This window comes from Labilibacter marinus, from assembly GCF_001659685.2.
Lineage (GTDB): Bacteria > Bacteroidota > Bacteroidia > Bacteroidales > Marinilabiliaceae > Saccharicrinis > Saccharicrinis marinus.
In genome coordinates this window covers 272,333-289,919 of sequence record NZ_LXYE02000001.1, presented here as the reverse complement: position 1 = coordinate 289,919, position 17,587 = coordinate 272,333, and the positions used below count along the sequence as shown (strand labels likewise).

At 35.1% G+C, this 17,587-nt stretch carries 16 protein-coding genes and 3 tRNA genes; 6 read left to right on the top strand and 13 right to left on the bottom strand.

Annotation, left to right across the window (positions count from 1 at the left end):
• Nucleotides 1-3: 3 nt before the first annotated feature.
• From A8L32_RS01130 to A8L32_RS01075, 12 genes are all read right to left on the bottom strand, one after another.
• Nucleotides 4-711, bottom strand: a complete 708-nt coding sequence (locus tag A8L32_RS01130; RefSeq protein WP_075589855.1) for a hypothetical protein — start codon at nucleotides 709-711, stop codon at nucleotides 4-6.
• A 14-nt stretch (nucleotides 712-725) separates the two neighbouring features.
• On the bottom strand, nucleotides 726-995 hold the full coding sequence (locus A8L32_RS01125) for a helix-turn-helix domain-containing protein (protein WP_075589854.1): 270 nt from the start codon (nucleotides 993-995) through the stop codon (nucleotides 726-728).
• A 194-nt stretch (nucleotides 996-1,189) separates the two neighbouring features.
• The gene (locus A8L32_RS01120) at nucleotides 1,190-1,375 is read right to left on the bottom strand and encodes a hypothetical protein (RefSeq protein ID WP_075589853.1); all 186 of its coding nucleotides are present in this window, start codon (nucleotides 1,373-1,375) and stop codon (nucleotides 1,190-1,192) included.
• Nucleotides 1,376-1,498: 123 nt separating this feature from the next.
• Nucleotides 1,499-2,332 (bottom strand): hypothetical protein, encoded by an 834-nt coding sequence (locus A8L32_RS01115; protein ID WP_075589852.1) that lies wholly within the window; start codon nucleotides 2,330-2,332, stop codon nucleotides 1,499-1,501.
• An 89-nt stretch (nucleotides 2,333-2,421) separates the two neighbouring features.
• A complete protein-coding gene (locus A8L32_RS01110) occupies nucleotides 2,422-3,684 on the bottom strand; it encodes a site-specific integrase (RefSeq protein ID WP_075589851.1) in 1,263 nt (420 codons plus the stop codon).
• Nucleotides 3,685-3,982: 298 nt separating this feature from the next.
• Nucleotides 3,983-4,057 (bottom strand) — tRNA-Pro (locus tag A8L32_RS01105).
• Nucleotides 4,058-4,087: 30 nt separating this feature from the next.
• Nucleotides 4,088-4,162 (bottom strand) — tRNA-Pro (locus A8L32_RS01100).
• A gap of 29 nt (nucleotides 4,163-4,191) precedes the next feature.
• Nucleotides 4,192-4,280 (bottom strand) — tRNA-Ser (locus tag A8L32_RS01095).
• 200 nt (nucleotides 4,281-4,480) lie between these two features.
• Nucleotides 4,481-5,464: a flotillin-like protein FloA gene (gene floA / locus A8L32_RS01090; RefSeq protein ID WP_075589850.1), complete on the bottom strand. Its 984-nt coding sequence runs from the start codon at nucleotides 5,462-5,464 to the stop codon at nucleotides 4,481-4,483.
• Between the two features lie 6 nt (nucleotides 5,465-5,470).
• A complete protein-coding gene (locus A8L32_RS01085; RefSeq protein WP_075589849.1) occupies nucleotides 5,471-5,938 on the bottom strand; it encodes an NfeD family protein in 468 nt (155 codons plus the stop codon).
• 6 nt (nucleotides 5,939-5,944) lie between these two features.
• On the bottom strand, nucleotides 5,945-6,220 hold the full coding sequence (locus A8L32_RS01080; RefSeq protein ID WP_075589848.1) for an ATP-dependent Clp protease adaptor ClpS: 276 nt from the start codon (nucleotides 6,218-6,220) through the stop codon (nucleotides 5,945-5,947).
• A 114-nt stretch (nucleotides 6,221-6,334) separates the two neighbouring features.
• Complete coding sequence (locus tag A8L32_RS01075) at nucleotides 6,335-8,854, bottom strand: PD40 domain-containing protein (protein WP_075589847.1); 2,520 nt, start codon at nucleotides 8,852-8,854, stop codon at nucleotides 6,335-6,337.
• 276 nt (nucleotides 8,855-9,130) lie between these two features.
• On the opposite strand from A8L32_RS01075, the gene bcp reads away from it, so the two are divergent.
• The 4 genes from bcp (at nucleotide 9,131) to A8L32_RS01055 (ending at nucleotide 12,071) form a co-directional block, all read left to right on the top strand.
• Nucleotides 9,131-9,598 (top strand): thioredoxin-dependent thiol peroxidase, encoded by a 468-nt coding sequence (gene bcp / locus A8L32_RS01070; protein WP_075589846.1) that lies wholly within the window; start codon nucleotides 9,131-9,133, stop codon nucleotides 9,596-9,598.
• Between the two features lie 9 nt (nucleotides 9,599-9,607).
• A complete protein-coding gene (gene recA, locus A8L32_RS01065; protein WP_075589845.1) occupies nucleotides 9,608-10,615 on the top strand; it encodes a recombinase RecA in 1,008 nt (335 codons plus the stop codon).
• A gap of 103 nt (nucleotides 10,616-10,718) precedes the next feature.
• The gene (gene rarD, locus A8L32_RS01060; RefSeq protein WP_075589844.1) at nucleotides 10,719-11,606 is read left to right on the top strand and encodes an EamA family transporter RarD; all 888 of its coding nucleotides are present in this window, start codon (nucleotides 10,719-10,721) and stop codon (nucleotides 11,604-11,606) included.
• Between the two features lie 66 nt (nucleotides 11,607-11,672).
• A complete protein-coding gene (locus A8L32_RS01055) occupies nucleotides 11,673-12,071 on the top strand; it encodes a n-acetylglutamate synthase (protein ID WP_198931711.1) in 399 nt (132 codons plus the stop codon).
• Here the strand turns inward: A8L32_RS01055 and A8L32_RS01050 are convergent.
• Entirely contained in the window at nucleotides 12,052-13,641 is a 1,590-nt protein-coding gene (locus tag A8L32_RS01050; RefSeq protein ID WP_075589843.1) for a methyl-accepting chemotaxis protein, read from the bottom strand. The genes A8L32_RS01055 and A8L32_RS01050 overlap by 20 nt on opposite strands.
• A gap of 482 nt (nucleotides 13,642-14,123) precedes the next feature.
• On the opposite strand from A8L32_RS01050, the gene A8L32_RS01045 reads away from it, so the two are divergent.
• Nucleotides 14,124-16,211, top strand: coding sequence for a S9 family peptidase (locus A8L32_RS01045; protein WP_075589842.1), 2,088 nt, complete (start codon nucleotides 14,124-14,126; stop codon nucleotides 16,209-16,211).
• A 225-nt stretch (nucleotides 16,212-16,436) separates the two neighbouring features.
• Nucleotides 16,437-17,585, top strand: coding sequence for a metallophosphoesterase (locus A8L32_RS01040; RefSeq protein ID WP_233145438.1), 1,149 nt, complete (start codon nucleotides 16,437-16,439; stop codon nucleotides 17,583-17,585).
• The last annotated feature ends 2 nt before the right edge of the window (nucleotides 17,586-17,587 follow it).

Below are 17,587 nucleotides of genomic sequence, written 5' to 3'. Positions count from 1 at the left end.
GATTTACAAGGGTTCGTTATAGTCCTTTCCGGAAAATGGTTTGTTGTATTCCGGTTGAGATACTTTCTTTATATTTGATTTCTCGCTTGCTGGTTTTGACGATGAGGTTTGAAACTTTTCGATATTGAGCATCCAGTTTCGTGCTGCAGCTTTCCAATCTTTCATTTTGGATTTTCCGCCAACAAGCCATCCATTGCTTTCGTAATAATTGAAAAATCGTTCGGCCTCGGTTTCGGAATGTCCCTTTTGCTGAAAGTAGATTTTGATGTGTTCCAATGGCGGAGCATTGAATTTTGATTTCGCTTTCATAGTTTCTTCTTTTTCTTGTTTAGAAATTAAATTTTCATCCTCTTCTATAGAGTGTATTGTTTGTATGTTTATAGAAGGGCTCATTTTTGATACTAAAGGTGTACAGGATATAGTATCAAATCTGTACAGGATAATCAGACTTCCTTTGGTTTTATCATAGGATGGATCGTAACGAATAAATTCGTATTGATGCAGATCTTTAAGCGCTTGCACATAGGTATTTGGCGAACCTATTCGGGCCATTTGCATGGTTTCACTTCTGGAAATACTAATTGGATTCTTAAAACGGTTTGCATTCCACATCCTAAAAAGCGCCAGGTATAAACTAATGTGATAAGCTTTAATGCTTTTAACCTGATCCATCAAAGCAAACACATTGGTTTGGTGCTTGATGTAGTTCATAGTTTTTCATTTTCCTACTGGATTTTGTTTTCTGAAATCATATCCTGGATATCTCCATAATCGTAGTAGATGGTTCCTCCTATTTTTGTATAGGGTAATGTTCCACTAACTCTCAAGTGCTGTAATGCACCAGGAGAAATATTAAGCAATTCTCTAACTTCATAGGACTTTAACCACTTCTTCTGCTGATTACCTGCTGTCTTTTTTAGTAGCTTTTCAATGTCTTCTAAAAGTTCAATTTTAAACTCTCGTAAATCATCTGTTGTAATAATCTCTGTTGCCATAATTTTTGATTGACATTGATATGACACAAAGGAAAGTAGAAAAACAATACCAAAACAGTGGTTAGGGGTTGAACCACCCCAAACCACCCCTATGATTACCAACCCATTACAACTGAAATATTTTTTAAAAAGCTTATAAAAAGAGGATATAATAAGGACTTTTACAGGTGAAAATCAACTAAGTTTTGTAATGTTTAGATAATCCTCTTAATAGTTTCATGAATATTTCTTTCGTAGCATCCAAAGAGGCCATATCTATGCTGTAATATATGCAAGCTTTTGGGCGAGTCATTTTCACTTTCTTTTGAGGAGAAAACTTCTGCAACCTTTCTAATGGTTTCTTTTTGGTTTTTAGTTACAACAATATTGGTTTTAATCATTTGACGCAATATACAAGCTATCTGACCAACAGAAATGCTGGTTTTAATCTTAGATTCTACTCCTTGTTTAGGAGTGATTGGCTGAACAACGACTTCTTCCTCATAAACACGATACTCATAATCTTAATAACCTATTTCCTTTTTTAACCAGTTAACAATTAACTTCTTTAATGAAGACCTCTCTTTGTTCAGTCCTTCTGCATCTATCTCAACAACCTGAGACACCATCTTAACCAAATATCTTAATCTCCGTATTCTATCTGATTTGTTACTATTTGCGCCCAACCTCTCTTTGATAAATGATATTATACAATCAAATACACTTTTTGAGTTTAAATTATATGATACCGTAAATCTTAGGAGTTCAATTGAGCATCCATACCTACTCAAACATTCATTTAGTTTTAATAATGTGTTTTCCAGATAACATATTTTGCCAAAGGTGTAATTATTATCAATAGATCCTGCAATCTTTAAATATGGATGATAAATTGCTTTTAAGTCATATAAACTCTGGCTGTATCTCTCAAAGCATGGAAGCTGCTCACATAACTTTTGCTTAAATTTATTATACAACACCTGTGGAATAACCTGTTGCTTATCCATATATGGCTTTAATTGCTGACAAATAAAATGCAATGCATTAACCAAAATATCAATCACATGGTTTACCAGAACCTTTAAAGATTCATTATTAAACCTTGCTAACGATTTTTCAAGCGTATCCATTATTCGAATAATACCTATTTGGTTTATTCTTATGGTATGCTTGATGGATTTGGGATTCTTACCGGAAGCTACTATCTGAAGAAGCTCTTGCTCATATATTAACTCTTCTTCAATAATTTGGGTAAGTTCTTGCCCTACAAGCGCCTCGATTTGGTGTAAGTCGGTGTATTTAGAAGGATTGTTCAGCAATTGAACAACCCTTTCAAATTTCTTAAATAGGTATGGCATTCGTTTAGGTTGTTTTGTATTAAATAATATCGCTTTAACAACAAAAACTTTACCAACAGAATAAAATATTAATTGTATTTGTTCGAATTTTATGTATTGTACTTCTTTCGCTTAATGGGCTTACTTTCTTTTTCTTGTAGAGTGGCTTTTAAAGTATTCATATCTTCACTAATCTTATTCTTAAGAACTCTCGCGTAAATCATGGTCGTAGATAAGTTCGAATGACCTAAAACCTTACTAACAGTTTCAATAGGTACGCCATTACTTAATGTTACCGTAGTTGCAAAAGTATGCCTGGCTATATGGAAAGTTAGCACTTTCTTAATTCCACATATATCAGCAACCTCCTTTAAATAACTGTTTAGCTTTTGATTGGATAGTTTGGGAAATACAGTGCCATTATGTATAGCCCTGGGATGGTCCTTATACTTATTGATTATTCCTAATGCAACCGGCAAAATTGGAATGTTAACCACCATTTCGGTCTTTTGCCTTACCGTTTGAATCCAGTATTCACCGTCAATGCCGAGAATTAAATTATCTTGTTTCAGTTGCTGTACATCGATATAAGAAAGTCCAGCATAACAGGAGAATACAAATAAATCCTTAACATATTGAAGCCGTTCTATAGAGAATGTTCGATTCTTCAGGATATCCAGTTCTTTTTCCGTTAGATATTCTCTATCCACTTTAGTAAACGAAAATTTATACTTCTCAAACGGATCCTTTTCTAACCACTCTAATCTAACAGCCATAGAAGTCACTTTTCTTAATCTTTCCAGGTGTTTCATAATGCCATTATTCGTTAATGGCTTATGATGATCTAGCGGTTTATAATTGCGTAAATAAGCATCAAACTCGGTTATGAATTGATAATTCAAATCTTGAAGATAAATATCATCAACACGCTTTACATTGTTCAAGTACTTAGCCAAATACTTCTGTGTAGTAAAATAATTCTTTAGGGTTCCATAACTTAAAACGCTTGCCTGCGATTCATTATGGTAATCCATAAGATAAAGAAGAGTTTTACTTTCCTCTTTATTTCCTAAATATAGCTTCTTAAGAATTTCAGGGGTAATAAGCTTTTCTTCATATCTAAGTCTCTCATAAATTCCAAGGATTTTAGTTCGGGCAGATGTAATTGCCCTGTTAATTCTTAAATAATCTTTTTCTGAAGATTTAACCAGATCATTTTTTGAATCCCAGGATGAAACTTTAACCCGATGATTAAATGTAAAATCAACACGCTTGGTGTTATAAGAGATTCTAAGGTACACCATACCCATCTCAGGACTCTTTTTTGTCGTTCTTAAAAAGAACTTTACATACAGTAATTGATTGTTTGACATGACGTTGTTATTAATTGTGGTTAATAAATAATACAGACATCAGGTTACACCTGAAGCCTATTTTTCACAATCAAAATCAATCAAAATCAATGGCAGTTACACTTCGTGCAATTATCGGTAAAAATCGATGGCAATTCAATTTTACCTTTAAGTGTGACCAAGGTATAATAAATAATAGTTACACTCAAGTTACACCTCAAATATGATTTACATTGGTTTAAACTAGTTTGATAAAAAACAAAAAAGCTTGTAAACCATAAAGTTTACAAGCTTTTAATATTCTTAATCTCTTTTAATGTCGGGGTGGAGAGATTCGAACTCCCGACCCCCTGGTCCCAAACCAGGTGCGCTAACCGGACTGCGCTACACCCCGAAACGGTTAAAAAATCATTGAAAAAATCAGTCGGGGTGGAGAGATTCGAACTCCCGACCCCCTGGTCCCAAACCAGGTGCGCTAACCGGACTGCGCTACACCCCGTGATGTTTTTCTTTGATTTCAATAAAATGCGGAGAGAGGGGGATTCGAACCCCCGGTACCAGTTTCCCAGTACGCATGTTTAGCAAACATGTGGTTTCAGCCACTCACCCACCTCTCCAATACTATCAGAATGCCTGACTTCTCAAGCTCTGTGCGCAATACATATTCCGTTATTGCGAGTGCAAATGTAGGAAAATGTTTTAATGCTGCAATAGTTTTGAGAAAAAAAATAGCGCTAAAAAATAGCTTTTTTTTGTTCGATATATGTAACGGATTGGAGCACAAAAAAAAAGGAGCACTTACGTGCTCCAATTATTTTTATTTTTTATTTGGTTTTTCGGGTGGAGTCTTCGAAATTGAATCTCTCATTGAAGTATCTGCTTCAACATTTTTTATTTTTAAATAATCCATCACACCTAAATTACCATTTCTAAATGCATCTGCCATGGCTAAAGGTACCTCAGCTTCTGCCTCAATAACTTTTGCTCTTGCTTCTTGTGCTTTTGCTTTCATCTCTTGCTCTTCAGCAACAGCCATAGCTCTTCTTTCCTCTGCTTTTGCTTGCGCAATGTTTTTATCAGCCTCAGCTTGATCTATTTGAAGTACCGCACCAATATTTTTACCTATATCAACATCGGCAATATCAATAGATAATATTTCAAAAGCAGTTCCTGCATCTAATCCTTTTTCCAATACTACTTTAGAAATTGAATCAGGATTCTCTAAAACCGCCTTATGCGACATTGAAGAACCAATAGAAGATACAATACCTTCTCCTACACGAGCCAATACAGTTTCTTCTCCAGCACCCCCAACAAGTTGTTTAATACTTGCGCGTACCGTAACCCTTGCTTTAGCAATTAACTGAATACCATCTTTTGCTACTGCAGCTACAGGTGGCGTATCAATTACTTTAGGATTAACCGACATTTGTACAGCCTCAAACACATCACGTCCCGCCAAATCAATAGCTGTTGCCATTTGAAACGATAGATCGATATTTGCCTTTGCTGCAGATACGAGCGCATGAACAACACTTGTTATGTGTCCTCCGGCTAAATAGTGAGCTTCAAGCTCATCACGCTGAACATCCTTTAATCCTGCCTTGTTCGCCTCAATTAAAGCACGTACAATAACTGATGGTGGTACTTTACGCACGCGCATTAACACCAACTGAATGAGTGAAATTCGTACTCCTGATACTAAAGCCGAGAACCATAGTAGAATGGGTACATAATAAAGAAATAAGAAGAACAGTACAATAATGACTGCCAATAGGCCAAAAAATCCTAAACTTTCCATGTAAAATTAACTTTTAGGTTTAACTATTATATAAGTTTTAAAAACTTTCATTACTTCAAGCGTGGTGTTTTCATCCACAAAATGCCCAGGACATCTCGCTTCTATAATTATATCATTTACACTTGCCTTTCCAACTGGATTTAAACGAGTAACTGCAAGGGCTTCATCTCCCACTTTAACTGCATTATCATCTTTCACTTCCACTTGCCCATCTATAGATGAATCAAGCATCAGCTTTTTCCACGTACCCGACCTTAAAGACCAAACAATAACCAATACAGTAATTGTTAAAGTACCAGCCATGGTAATATTTCCGCCTACCGCACCAAACTCTCGATACGACATAAAGATAGCTACTCCTACAAACAATGCTCCACCGAGGCCTGCAAAGGTTACTCCAGGTAAGGCAAAGAATTCAAGAATAAGAAGAAATAATCCTAATAATATTAGAAGAATAATAACAACAGTAGTCATAAAATATTAGTATAAAGAAACCGTGAGATTTTTATTTAATAATCGTTCTCTTATGGAAACCAACTCGTCCAAATCACCCACTTTTATCTGACACTGTCCTCTAAAGTGAGTTAAAAAAGCACATTGTTCTGCCTGTATATCATCATGCTCACAAATACTGCATAAAGTATCTATTACATAATCAAATGAATTTATATCATCATTAAATAAAACAAGCATCTTCTGATTTCCATTTCCCTTATGGAGATGTTCACTTTCCCATTGTTTTCCAAAAGCTTCCATTTGTCAAAAATTTATGTTACCCAAAATAGCACTTTTATTATTAAAAAGCAGCTCTATTTCCGAAAGTTTTAAAAGAATAACCATAGTATTGATAAATACCATTAAACCAATACCCTATTTAGGTATGGCACTAATTTTACCATCCTGAAAATATACCACAAAAGCACCTGCAAATCCAGCATTTACAATTGAAGGGATGGCATTTTGAGCTTCTTTATAGGTTTTATAATTACCCGAAAAATATTTAGTCAACCCTCTCCCCTCAAGCACTTCTTTACTCACTGGGGGTATATTATCTAAAGCCTCCTTTTTAGGTGGGTTTCTGAAAACGCCAATTTGAACCTTATAAACACTAGCTGAGCTAAGCTCTTTTTCTGCTACAACCTCCGCAACAGGTTCTTCTACAAATTCACTTACCTCTTTCTCTTCTGGAACAAAAGCCTCTTCACCTTTTTGCAACTCTGCATACGATTTCTGCACAACTCCAGCTGTTTCTTCAACAGCAGTCACTTCACTACTTACCAATCCCTCTTTATCTAAATTGTAATAGATGCGTAATGCTTTTTCTTGTTTTTCTACCCCTGCTTTTTTAAGCGTTCCCGATTTTTCATAGGATTCTAAACTTAATCCAGCCATACCGCTTAATAAGTCCTTCGATTCTCTATATAAAGCGTTCCCTTGTTGGGCATTCAATAATATATCTTTACTATTCTCCTCATTTAAATTCCTCGAAACATCCTTCAGTTTTAAATAATAGATCGGATACTTTTTATCTAAAGCTTTATGGTAAATTCTATTGGATAATAGTTTCAGTTCCTTCGACTCCTTAATCATATCATTAGAAGTAGGCTCTTCAGGCTCCTCATCTTTATTACCATTTAATAAATTACCTAATTTAATTGGTTCTATTTCTTCTACATTAGCCGATTGCTCCAACAGCCTAGATGATTCAAGATTTAAAATATTGGCCCATACATATAAAGAATCTGCATATTTTAAGGATACAATGTCGTTGGCCGAAAATAAAGCTTCATACACATCTTCTTGTTTGGCATAATAACGCTCAAACTCATCCGATGAATGAAATACGTACTTCTCGGGAATAAAAACACCTTCTAAGTTAAGTGCTTTAGGAGCATCCGAATTTTGTTTTACAGCAGCATGATAACTGCCTGAGTTAATTCTATTTTGTATTTCGTTGAGTTCTTTCTGGCGGGCATACAAGTACTTCTCTTGAATTTGATCCTCTAAACTGTATACTTTATTCTCTAATAGTAAAATCTCATTTACAATATCATTTCTTTCCGTTTCATTGCTTACCCTGCTATAATCCACCCTTCTGGCTTTCATTAATGAAGATAAACTATCCTTTTTAAGCTGCAGCTGATAACCTAATCGATATAACTCTTTGGCCTCTTCATCTAAAAACTCATCAAAATCCGTATAAACCAAAGTATCATTTAAGGCAAATGAAAATAAACCTGACTTTTTTCTTGTACGTTGACTATCGCGATTGCTATTTATCGCGTTATTTTGAATACCTGCACTACTTGCTCCGCCAACGGTTAATTTACCAGCATCTGCTATTTGATTTGCATCGTCTGCCATATTACGAACCTGATGGCCATCCCACTTAACCGTATAAACTAATACGGTATCCCCAGTAGTTTCTCTATTGGAAGCAAACCAAGCCACCTCACTATATTCATCCGACACAAACATAAAATCATCCTCTGGAGAATTAAACGGAACACCCATATTTATCGGCTCCAAAAACTCCTGCGTTTCACTGTCGTAGAATATTTTATATATGTCATATCCACCAAATCCACCTGGACGGTCAGAAGCAAAATAGAACGTAAGTCCATCCGTTTCCATAAATGGATAAGCATCGTTGTACTCAGAATTAACAGGAGAACCAAGGCTTTTACTATCTCCCCAGCCATCTAAAAGTTTTTCCATTTTAAAGATGCTCAAGGTATCCTCATCACTCGTTTCCATCGAGAAGTATACCACATCGCCTCGTTCTGTTTCAAACATTACATGGTTTGGATTTACGCCTGACTCGAAGAAATCTCCATTTTTATACAACTTACCCACATCCTCAATAGGCTGATATAAATCTAATATATTATCTTTTGTAGTAGATGATTTTGCCAACACCTCTAATTCATAAATCTTTGAAGAAATTCTTTGGGCATTTTTACTCAGCTCTAAATAATATTTTGCATCACTAAGTTGCTTATCCGTTGGCCTTGCAGTTTTTAAATAGGTTTCAAGATTAGCTACAGCCTCATCGAAATGAAAAGCCAACTGATGCGCTCTACCCAAATAAAAATGCACTTTACGGCTTACCCTTTTAACGCGGGCGTAGTTCAGCATTTTTATAGATTGAGAAATATCTCCTTTATTATAAAGCAGACAAATTCCCATATAAAAATTATAAGCAGCATCCTTTGGATACTTTTTTAATAGATGCTGATATACAAACTCTGCATTTTTATAATCCTCAGCCTTAATATATTCAATACCTTTTTTAGGTGTATAATTTTGCTCCTGCCCTACCAATACAGAAAAACTCCCAACTACAAAAATAAGTAGCACAAATAATACTGTACGTAAATACTTTACCATAACTATATATAAAACAATTCCATTAAAAACATGTCCAAAATTAAAAATATAAGGTTAATTACCTACTTATAAAGCCAACAATTAAATTTCACAACAATATTAAAGCACTCATGTATAGCTTTAAGCATTTAAAATAATTTATTATTTATCACAATAATAAGCACAAACTATCTATATTTAATTTCAAATACAGGAGTTGTTCATAACTCTTTTGAACCTATCGGTCAATAAATAGTTTTTAAGGAATATATTTGTAACCGAAAAATTAAAAATAAGATGGCAATTTTAAAAGAAGGAGATCAAGCTCCTATTTTCTTAGGATTAAATCAAGACGATAAAACCATATCCTTAAGTGATTATAAAGGAAAAAAAGTAATCTTATATTTTTACCCTAAGGATAGCACCCCGGGTTGTACCGCTGAGTCGTGTAATTTAAACGATAGTTATAGCGAACTGACAGAGAAAGGGTTTGAAGTTATTGGGGTAAGCCCAGATAGTGCTGCTTCGCATCTTAAATTCATAGCCAAACACGACCTTCAGTTTAACCTGATTGCAGATACTGAAAAAGTTATTCTTGAACAATACAATGCTTGGGGCCTAAAAAAGATGTATGGGCGTGAGTATATGGGCGTTTTAAGAAAGACATTTATTATTAATGAGGAAGGTATCATTGAAAAGATTATTGAAAAGGTAAAAACGAAAGATCATACAAACCAAATATATACCGAATTAGAAATAAATTAAGATATAAAAATGGCAGATAAACAAGAAGTAAATAAGGAAAAGTTAAAAGCGCTTCAGCTCACCATGGATAAGATTGATAAGGCCTATGGTAAAGGTACCATCATGAAAATGGGTGATGAAGCAATAGAAGATATTCCAGTTATCCCTACAGGTTCGCTTTCATTAGATTTAGCTTTGGGAGTGGGTGGATTCCCTAAAGGACGTGTTATTGAAATTTATGGACCTGAATCGTCAGGTAAAACAACTTTAGCTATTCATGCAATTGCAGAAGCGCAAAAAGCAGGAGGTATTGCTGCATTTATTGATGCAGAACATGCCTTTGATAGGTTTTATGCTGAGAAGCTGGGCGTAGATATTGAAAACTTACTTATTTCGCAACCCGATAATGGTGAGCAAGCGCTTGAAATTGCGGATCAGTTAATTCGTTCTTCTGCCATTGATATTATTGTTGTCGATTCTGTTGCTGCACTTACGCCTAAAGCAGAGATTGAAGGTGAAATGGGAGATTCAAGAATGGGACTTCAGGCGAGATTAATGTCTCAGGCCTTAAGAAAGCTTACCTCCTCTATAAATAAAACCAATACTTGTTGCGTCTTCATTAACCAGTTAAGAGAAAAGATTGGTGTTATGTTCGGAAATCCTGAAACTACAACTGGAGGTAATGCGCTCAAATTTTACGCTTCTATAAGATTAGATATCCGTAGAGCTTCTCAAATTAAAGATGGTGAGGATGTTGTTGGTAACCACACTAGAGTTAAAGTTGTGAAAAACAAAGTTGCTCCTCCGTTTAGAAAAGCTGAGTTTGATATTATGTATGGTCAAGGTATTTCTAAGGTAGGTGAAGTACTAGACCTTGGTGTAGACAATGAAATCATTAAGAAAAGTGGTTCATGGTTTAGCTATGGCGACACTAAATTAGGTCAAGGTAGAGAAGCTGTTAAAACAGTTATCAAAGACAATCCTGAACTAATGGATGAACTGGAGCAAAAGATTATTGAAGCGATTCAAAAGAACTAGTTTATATTTTTACAAAATATTTAAACCGGGTTTTTTTAACCCGGTTTTTTTGTACCATATACCCATAAAACCAACTTAACCAGAGCAAATTAATTAGGAACCCATGAAAGGTAAATCGAATATTAAAGGATACATATACGTTATACAAGCTTTTATAATGTGGGGTGTATTGGCCGTTTATTGGAAACAATTAAAACACATAGGCGATTGGGAACTTATTACCCATCGTATTATTTGGTCCTTTTTAATGCTGACTGCTTTTCTGGCTATTACAAAAAAATCGCAAATCAAAACAATTTGGCTTAACTCAAAACATAGAAACGCCTTGTTAACTACAGCTGCTTTAATTGCAGTAAACTGGGGCGTTTTTATCTATGCCGTAAATGCAGATAAAATTGTTCAGGCTGGACTAGGGTATTACATCACTCCACTGGTTAACGTTTTTTTGGGTGTTGTAATATTAAAAGAACGACTAACCAAACTGAAAATTATTGCTTTAGCATTAGTATCTGGCGCCATTATATTCTTAACCATTCAATTGGGATATTTTCCTTACATCTCATTTGTACTTGCTTTTTCTTTTGGCTTTTATGGATTAATTAAAAAGACGACTAAAGTAGAAACACTTCCTTCGTTGACATTTGAAACCACCGTATTATTTCCATTTGCTTTAGGGTATCAAGTATACATGCATATGTATGGAGGAATGAGTTTTACATCTCACGATTCAATTTCAATTTTGCTATTAATTGGAACAGGTATTATTACTATTTTACCTTTATACTGGTTCACCAATGGGGCCAAGCTAATCAACTTAACCACTGTTGGCTTTTTTCAATATTTAGGACCTACTATAATGCTTTTAATAGGTGTATTTGTGTATAATGAACCTTTTAAGACAAATGAGATAATTGCCTTTTCCATCATTTGGTTAGCCATAGGGCTATACATATATTCTCTTGTTAATGAGGACAAAAAGAAGAAAATTTAATCTACTATTTTTTATATTATAAATAAAAAACCATATCTTTCTATCGAATTTATCAAACCCTAGCTCATGATTAACTACGATAATAAAATTTTTATTACGCGGAGTAACTCCGAAAACGGCGATACTGATGAAAATACAGTATTCTACTACAAACAATCTGGGAGTACCGTTACTGCAACCTATAAAGGAGGATCCATTAAATCTGGTTTTTTAGAAGCCAGTGCTGATCACTATGGTAACTTACAAATGCAATACTACCATACAAACATTAACAATCAACTAGTTACAGGAATATGCACTTCGACACCTGATTTACTACCGAACGGTAAATTAAGAATTATAGAAGATTGGCAATGGACTTGCAACAAATTTGAAAAAGGAAGGTCGATTCTAGAAGAAATCGACCTTGAAACATTCTCTGAAGAAGAATTTAATTTAGAAAGTTCTACTTCTTATTCATTTTAAAAAACTTTATTGTTTCACTAAGTAAATCTGCCTGACGGGCTAGTTCTTCTGAACCAGAAGCTAGCTCTTCAGATGAAGCAGCGTTTTGTGAAGTAATACCTACCAACTCTTGCACTGCATTATTAATTTGACCTGCGCCTATATCTTGTTCTTTACTTGATACACTTATTTCACGAACCTTTTCAACGGTTTGTTGAATCTCCGGCAAGAGTTCTTCCAAGTTTTGCCAAGACTCCTCAACAGATCCTAAACTGTTTGAGGTTAACTCATCAATTTCTGTTGCTGCTCGTTGTGTATTATCTGATAATTTACGCACTTCAGCTGCAACTACAGCAAAACCTTTTCCATATTCACCAGCTCTAGCTGCCTCCACAGCCGCATTTAATGCCAATAAATTAGTTTGCGTTGCAATGTCATTAATAATATTAGTTTTAGCTCTAATATCCTGCATAGACTCCAGATTCACTTTCATAATCTTTTGCAGTGAATTAATGCCCTCTTCTGTTACAACCGAAGTTTTTTCTGTTACTCTGGCATTTTCGGTATTCGATTGAATATTAGCAGCCATTTCCTCCACTGAAGATGATATCTCTTCGGTAGATGCCGCTTGGCGACTAGCACCCTGAGACAAATGCTCTGCAGTATTACTCATTTGCGAACTCGCTGAAGCAACATTTTGCGAACCATCTATAACCTCACTTATTACATCTCTCAATCTCCCCACGGAATTACCCAAGGCTTCTTGTAAGGTACCCAACTCATCTTTTCTAGTTCTAGTAAAAACTACATCTAACTCACCCTCTGAGAATTTTTTAGTTTTTTCGGATAGTTTTATAATCGGCCTTGAAAAGCTTCTACCAAAAATAATAGCTGCTAACGTTGCAAGTATTAAAACCAACAAAGTAACAACACCCATCACCATTAGCAGGTTTCGTAATTGAGACATTTCACTTTCTCTTTCCTCGTCTACATGTTTTTTAATGTCATCTATATAGTTACCAGTTCCAACAACCCAATTAAACGGTTCAAAATATAAAGAATAACTCCTTTTGGGCAAAGCCTCATTCTCACCTTTTTTAGGAAACCAATACTCCGTATATCCACCACCATCCACACCTTTTTTAATAATCTCCTGAATAAAATTATTACCATGGGCATCTTTCATATTGTACCTATTTTTTCCTTCAGCATCTAGGCCCAACAAAACCACGTTTGTACCATCTTTAGTATCTATCCAAAAATAGCCTCCTTCGCCATAACTTAATCCACGTACTAAATTTGCAGCTAATAACTTTGCCTCCTCTTCCGATTGTTCACCATTAGTATTTATATACTCATTGTAAACTTGCTCAATCAAGCTATAAGTAGTCTCCACTTCATGCTTTAAAGCTCTGTCGTAGTTTCTATTCAACAATTGTTCTAATGCAACAAGCTTCTTTAATTGAGCTCTATACGATAAAACTCCAAAAGGAACAGCTATTGATAATGCCATTATGGTTATCATTACCAAAACCACCGAAATTATTCTTCCCGTTATTGATTTTGATTTAAAAAGTGACAACTTCTTCATAAGGTCCTATTATTATTTATTCAGTAAGCTTATGTTACGACAGGTTAATACAAAGGTTTAGCCCACCGATGGAGCCTTCTTTATTTATTACATCAAAATTGTTTCTGTCATTAACTTAATACAAAGCTCAAATAAATAGCTTAAGCTTGTAATAACTAACCATTGTTATACTAAAAGATATAAATAAGCATAAAACAAACACACTAACTCACTATACCTCTACAACTTGACCAATTCATCCATTGAGTTAAATAATCTAATACCAAATTAATATGCATTGCATACTTTATGTTTTATTCAATACAACTAGTATGCAGTATAGGTTATAAAATAACGTTATTTGTAATGAATATAGATAAGAATGTGGCGTTGTGCGAACTTCATCATTGAAGCAATGAAAGATGTCATTATTTAATCCTTTAAAAATATGTAATTTCAACACTTCAAAGTAGTTAAAAACAAATATTAAAATATTTCATAAAATGAAGGAAAAACATTTATTCTATCTATTATTCCTATTCGCATTAATAGGATGTAATTCAGACGATACAACTAGTTCGGAATCTGGCTATACCAATAATAATCTTAAACTAAATGGAGACAGGCTTACGCCAGAACTCATATGGCAACTTGGCAGAGTGGGAAACGTTTGCGTTTCGCCGAATGGCAAAGATGTTATTTATACCGTAGCACATACGGATATCAAGGAAAACAAATCTTACACTGACATATATAAAGCCAATATTGCTAGTTCAGAAACAACTCAAATTACCAATTCTAAAGAATCTGAATCCAGCCTTAGTTACTCTGCTAACGGAGATGATATTTTCTATTTATCCTCAAAATCAGGAACTACGCAATTATGGAAACTCCATCTAGAATCCTCTAAGACAAGCCAGATTACAAACATTAAAGGTGGAATAACCGGATATGTATTTTCTCCTGATATGAAAAAGTTAGCTTATACCGCTCAAGTTAAACTAGATGAAGATGTTCAGGATTTGTACCCCGACCTTCCTCATGCAAACGCACGCATAGAAGATGACTTAATGTATCGCCATTGGGATGACTGGGAAGATGGTTCGTACAGCCATGTTTATATAACTGATGCTAGTAACGGATTAATAACAAGTGCGACGGACATCATGGAAGGTGAAAAGTTTGATTCTCCACTTAATCCCTTTGGTGGAATTGAGCAGATAGCCTGGACAAAGGATTCTAAACAATTAGCCTATTGTTGTAAAAAACTGTCTGGTAAAGAATACGCTACATCAACCAATGCGGATATTTATTTATTTAATACCGATAACAACGAAACTACCAACCTAACGGAGGGTATGTATGGGTACGACTTAAATCCAACTTTTTCTCCGGATGGTAAATACCTAGCTTGGGAAAGCATGGAACGCGATGGTTATGAAGCGGATAAAAACAGAATATTTTTAATGGATTTGGCAACTGGCGAAAAGAAAGATTTAACGCTTGGTTTCGACCAAAATGCAGGTGCCTTGGCTTGGTCTTCAGAGAGTGATAAGATTTGGTTTACGAGTAACCACTTAGGTCCATATCAAATATACAATGTAAATATTGGTTCTGAAGAAATTGCACAAATTACAAAGGGACAACAAAACTACAATTCAGTATTTCCTGTTGGTAAACAATTGGTAGCAACCAAAACCACCATGAATCATCCTACTGAAATATTTATTGTAAATACCGAGACTGGCGAAGACAAGGCTTTATCTACAGTAAATAAGGATGTGTTAGCACAGCTAAAAATGGGTAAGGTTGAAAGTAGATGGATTACCACTACCGACAATAAGAAAATGCAGACTTGGGTAATTTACCCACCAAATTTCGATCCGAATAAAAAATACCCTACCCTACTATATTGTCAAGGGGGCCCGCAAGCCACTATTAGTCAGTATTGGAGTTTAAGATGGAACTTTCAGCTAATGGCAGCCAACGATTACATTATCGTTGCTCCTAATCGCAGAGGTCTACCAGGTTTTGGACAAGAATGGAATGAGCAAATCAGTGGAGATTATGGCGGACAGAATATGAAAGATTACCTAAGTGCCATTGATGAATTAGCCAAAGAACCATTTGTGGATGAGAATAAATTAGGAGCTATTGGTGCAAGTTACGGGGGATTCTCGGTTTATTGGTTAGCTGGGAATCATGACAAACGATTCAAAGCTTTTATCTCGCATTGCGGCATTTTTAATTTTGAACAAATGTACTCAACTACAGAAGAGATGTTCTTTGTAAATTGGGACATGAAAGGAGCTTATTGGGAAAAGGATAATAAGGTGGCTCAAAACACCTATGCTAATTCACCACACAAATTTGTAGCTAATTGGGATACTCCTATTTTAGTAATCCATGGAGAAAAAGATTTTAGGATTCCATATACACAAGGCATGGGAGCCTACAATACCGCGCAACTAAGAAATGTGCCAGCACGCTTTTTGTACTTCCCAGAAGAAAGTCATTGGGTATTAACACCTCAAAATGGAATTTTATGGCATCGTGAGTTCTTCAGATGGCTTGATGAGTATTTGAAGTAATGGAAAATCATATGATAAAAACTAAAATCCTCAGGAGAGCTCTTGAGGATTTTTTGTTTTTACAGCTCAGGCCTAATATTCACCGTTTGAATTATCATTTTACCCTAATTATTACAATCCCATTCTCTATAAAACTATAAACTTTTAAATTAGCGCTTTGTTATTTCTATGAACTTAGCTGCTGTAATACAGTTGGAGTTAAATACAATTTATACAATGAAAAATATGCGCTTTATAATCTTCTTTTCAATCATACTTGGAATACACTTTTTAGTTAACTTCTATATTTATAAACGAGGTTTACAAGGCCTTGAAGCCATGCCACAATTAATTCCATATTTAAGAGGTGTTATGTTGTTTTTGGTTCTTGCTTATCCTGTTGGCCGATTCCTCGAAAAAGCTTGGTATTCTCCTGTTTCATCCTTTATCCACTGGAGTGGTGCTTTTTGGTTTGCCGGAATGCTATATTTTGTTTTACTCATTTTTACCATTGATATTATCAGATGGAGTAATATAGCACTCAACTTTTTACCCGAAAAACTAGGTGACAGCTATCTACAAGTAAAACTAATAACTACATATGTAGTAACAGGGATTGTTGTAGTTACGGTAGTGATAGGACATATAAATGCCTGGACGCCAAAAATTGTAAAACAAACTATTAAAATAAACAAACCCGGAAATGAGCGAAAAAGTGTAAAGATTGTTGCTGCTTCCGATATTCATCTAGGTACAATTATAGGTCCCCGAAAAACTGGAAAACTCGTTAAAACCATTAACAGCTTAAAACCAGATATCATTCTGTTTGCAGGCGATGTTGTTGATGAGGATGTAAAACCAGTGATTAAGCAAAATTTAGGCAAGAATCTACTGGAACTTAAAGCACCTTTGGGTGTTTATGCTTCCACTGGCAACCACGAATATATTGGAGGTGCAGATAATGCGGTTAACTATTTAGAAAGTCACGATATTAAAATTTTACGAGATGAGTCCGTTTTAATAGACAGTTGCTTTTATATTATAGGACGAGAAGATAGAGAGAAAACAGCTTTTACTAACCTGCCTCGAAAGACAGTGCAAGAGCTTGTTGAAAACATCGACAACTCTAAACCTCTAATATTACTAGATCATCAGCCCTATAACCTAGAACTAGCTCAACAAGCAGGAATTGACTTTCAGATTAGCGGACATACCCACCATGGTCAGCTTTGGCCTTTTGGCTATATCACCAGTAAACTATTCGAAGTTAGCAGAGGATACAAGCAAAAAGGTAATTCACACTTTTATGTGAGTACTGGTTTTGGTACCTGGGGACCACCTGTAAGATTAGGAAACCGACCAGAAATATTGGAATTCACACTAGAGTTTGAATAACA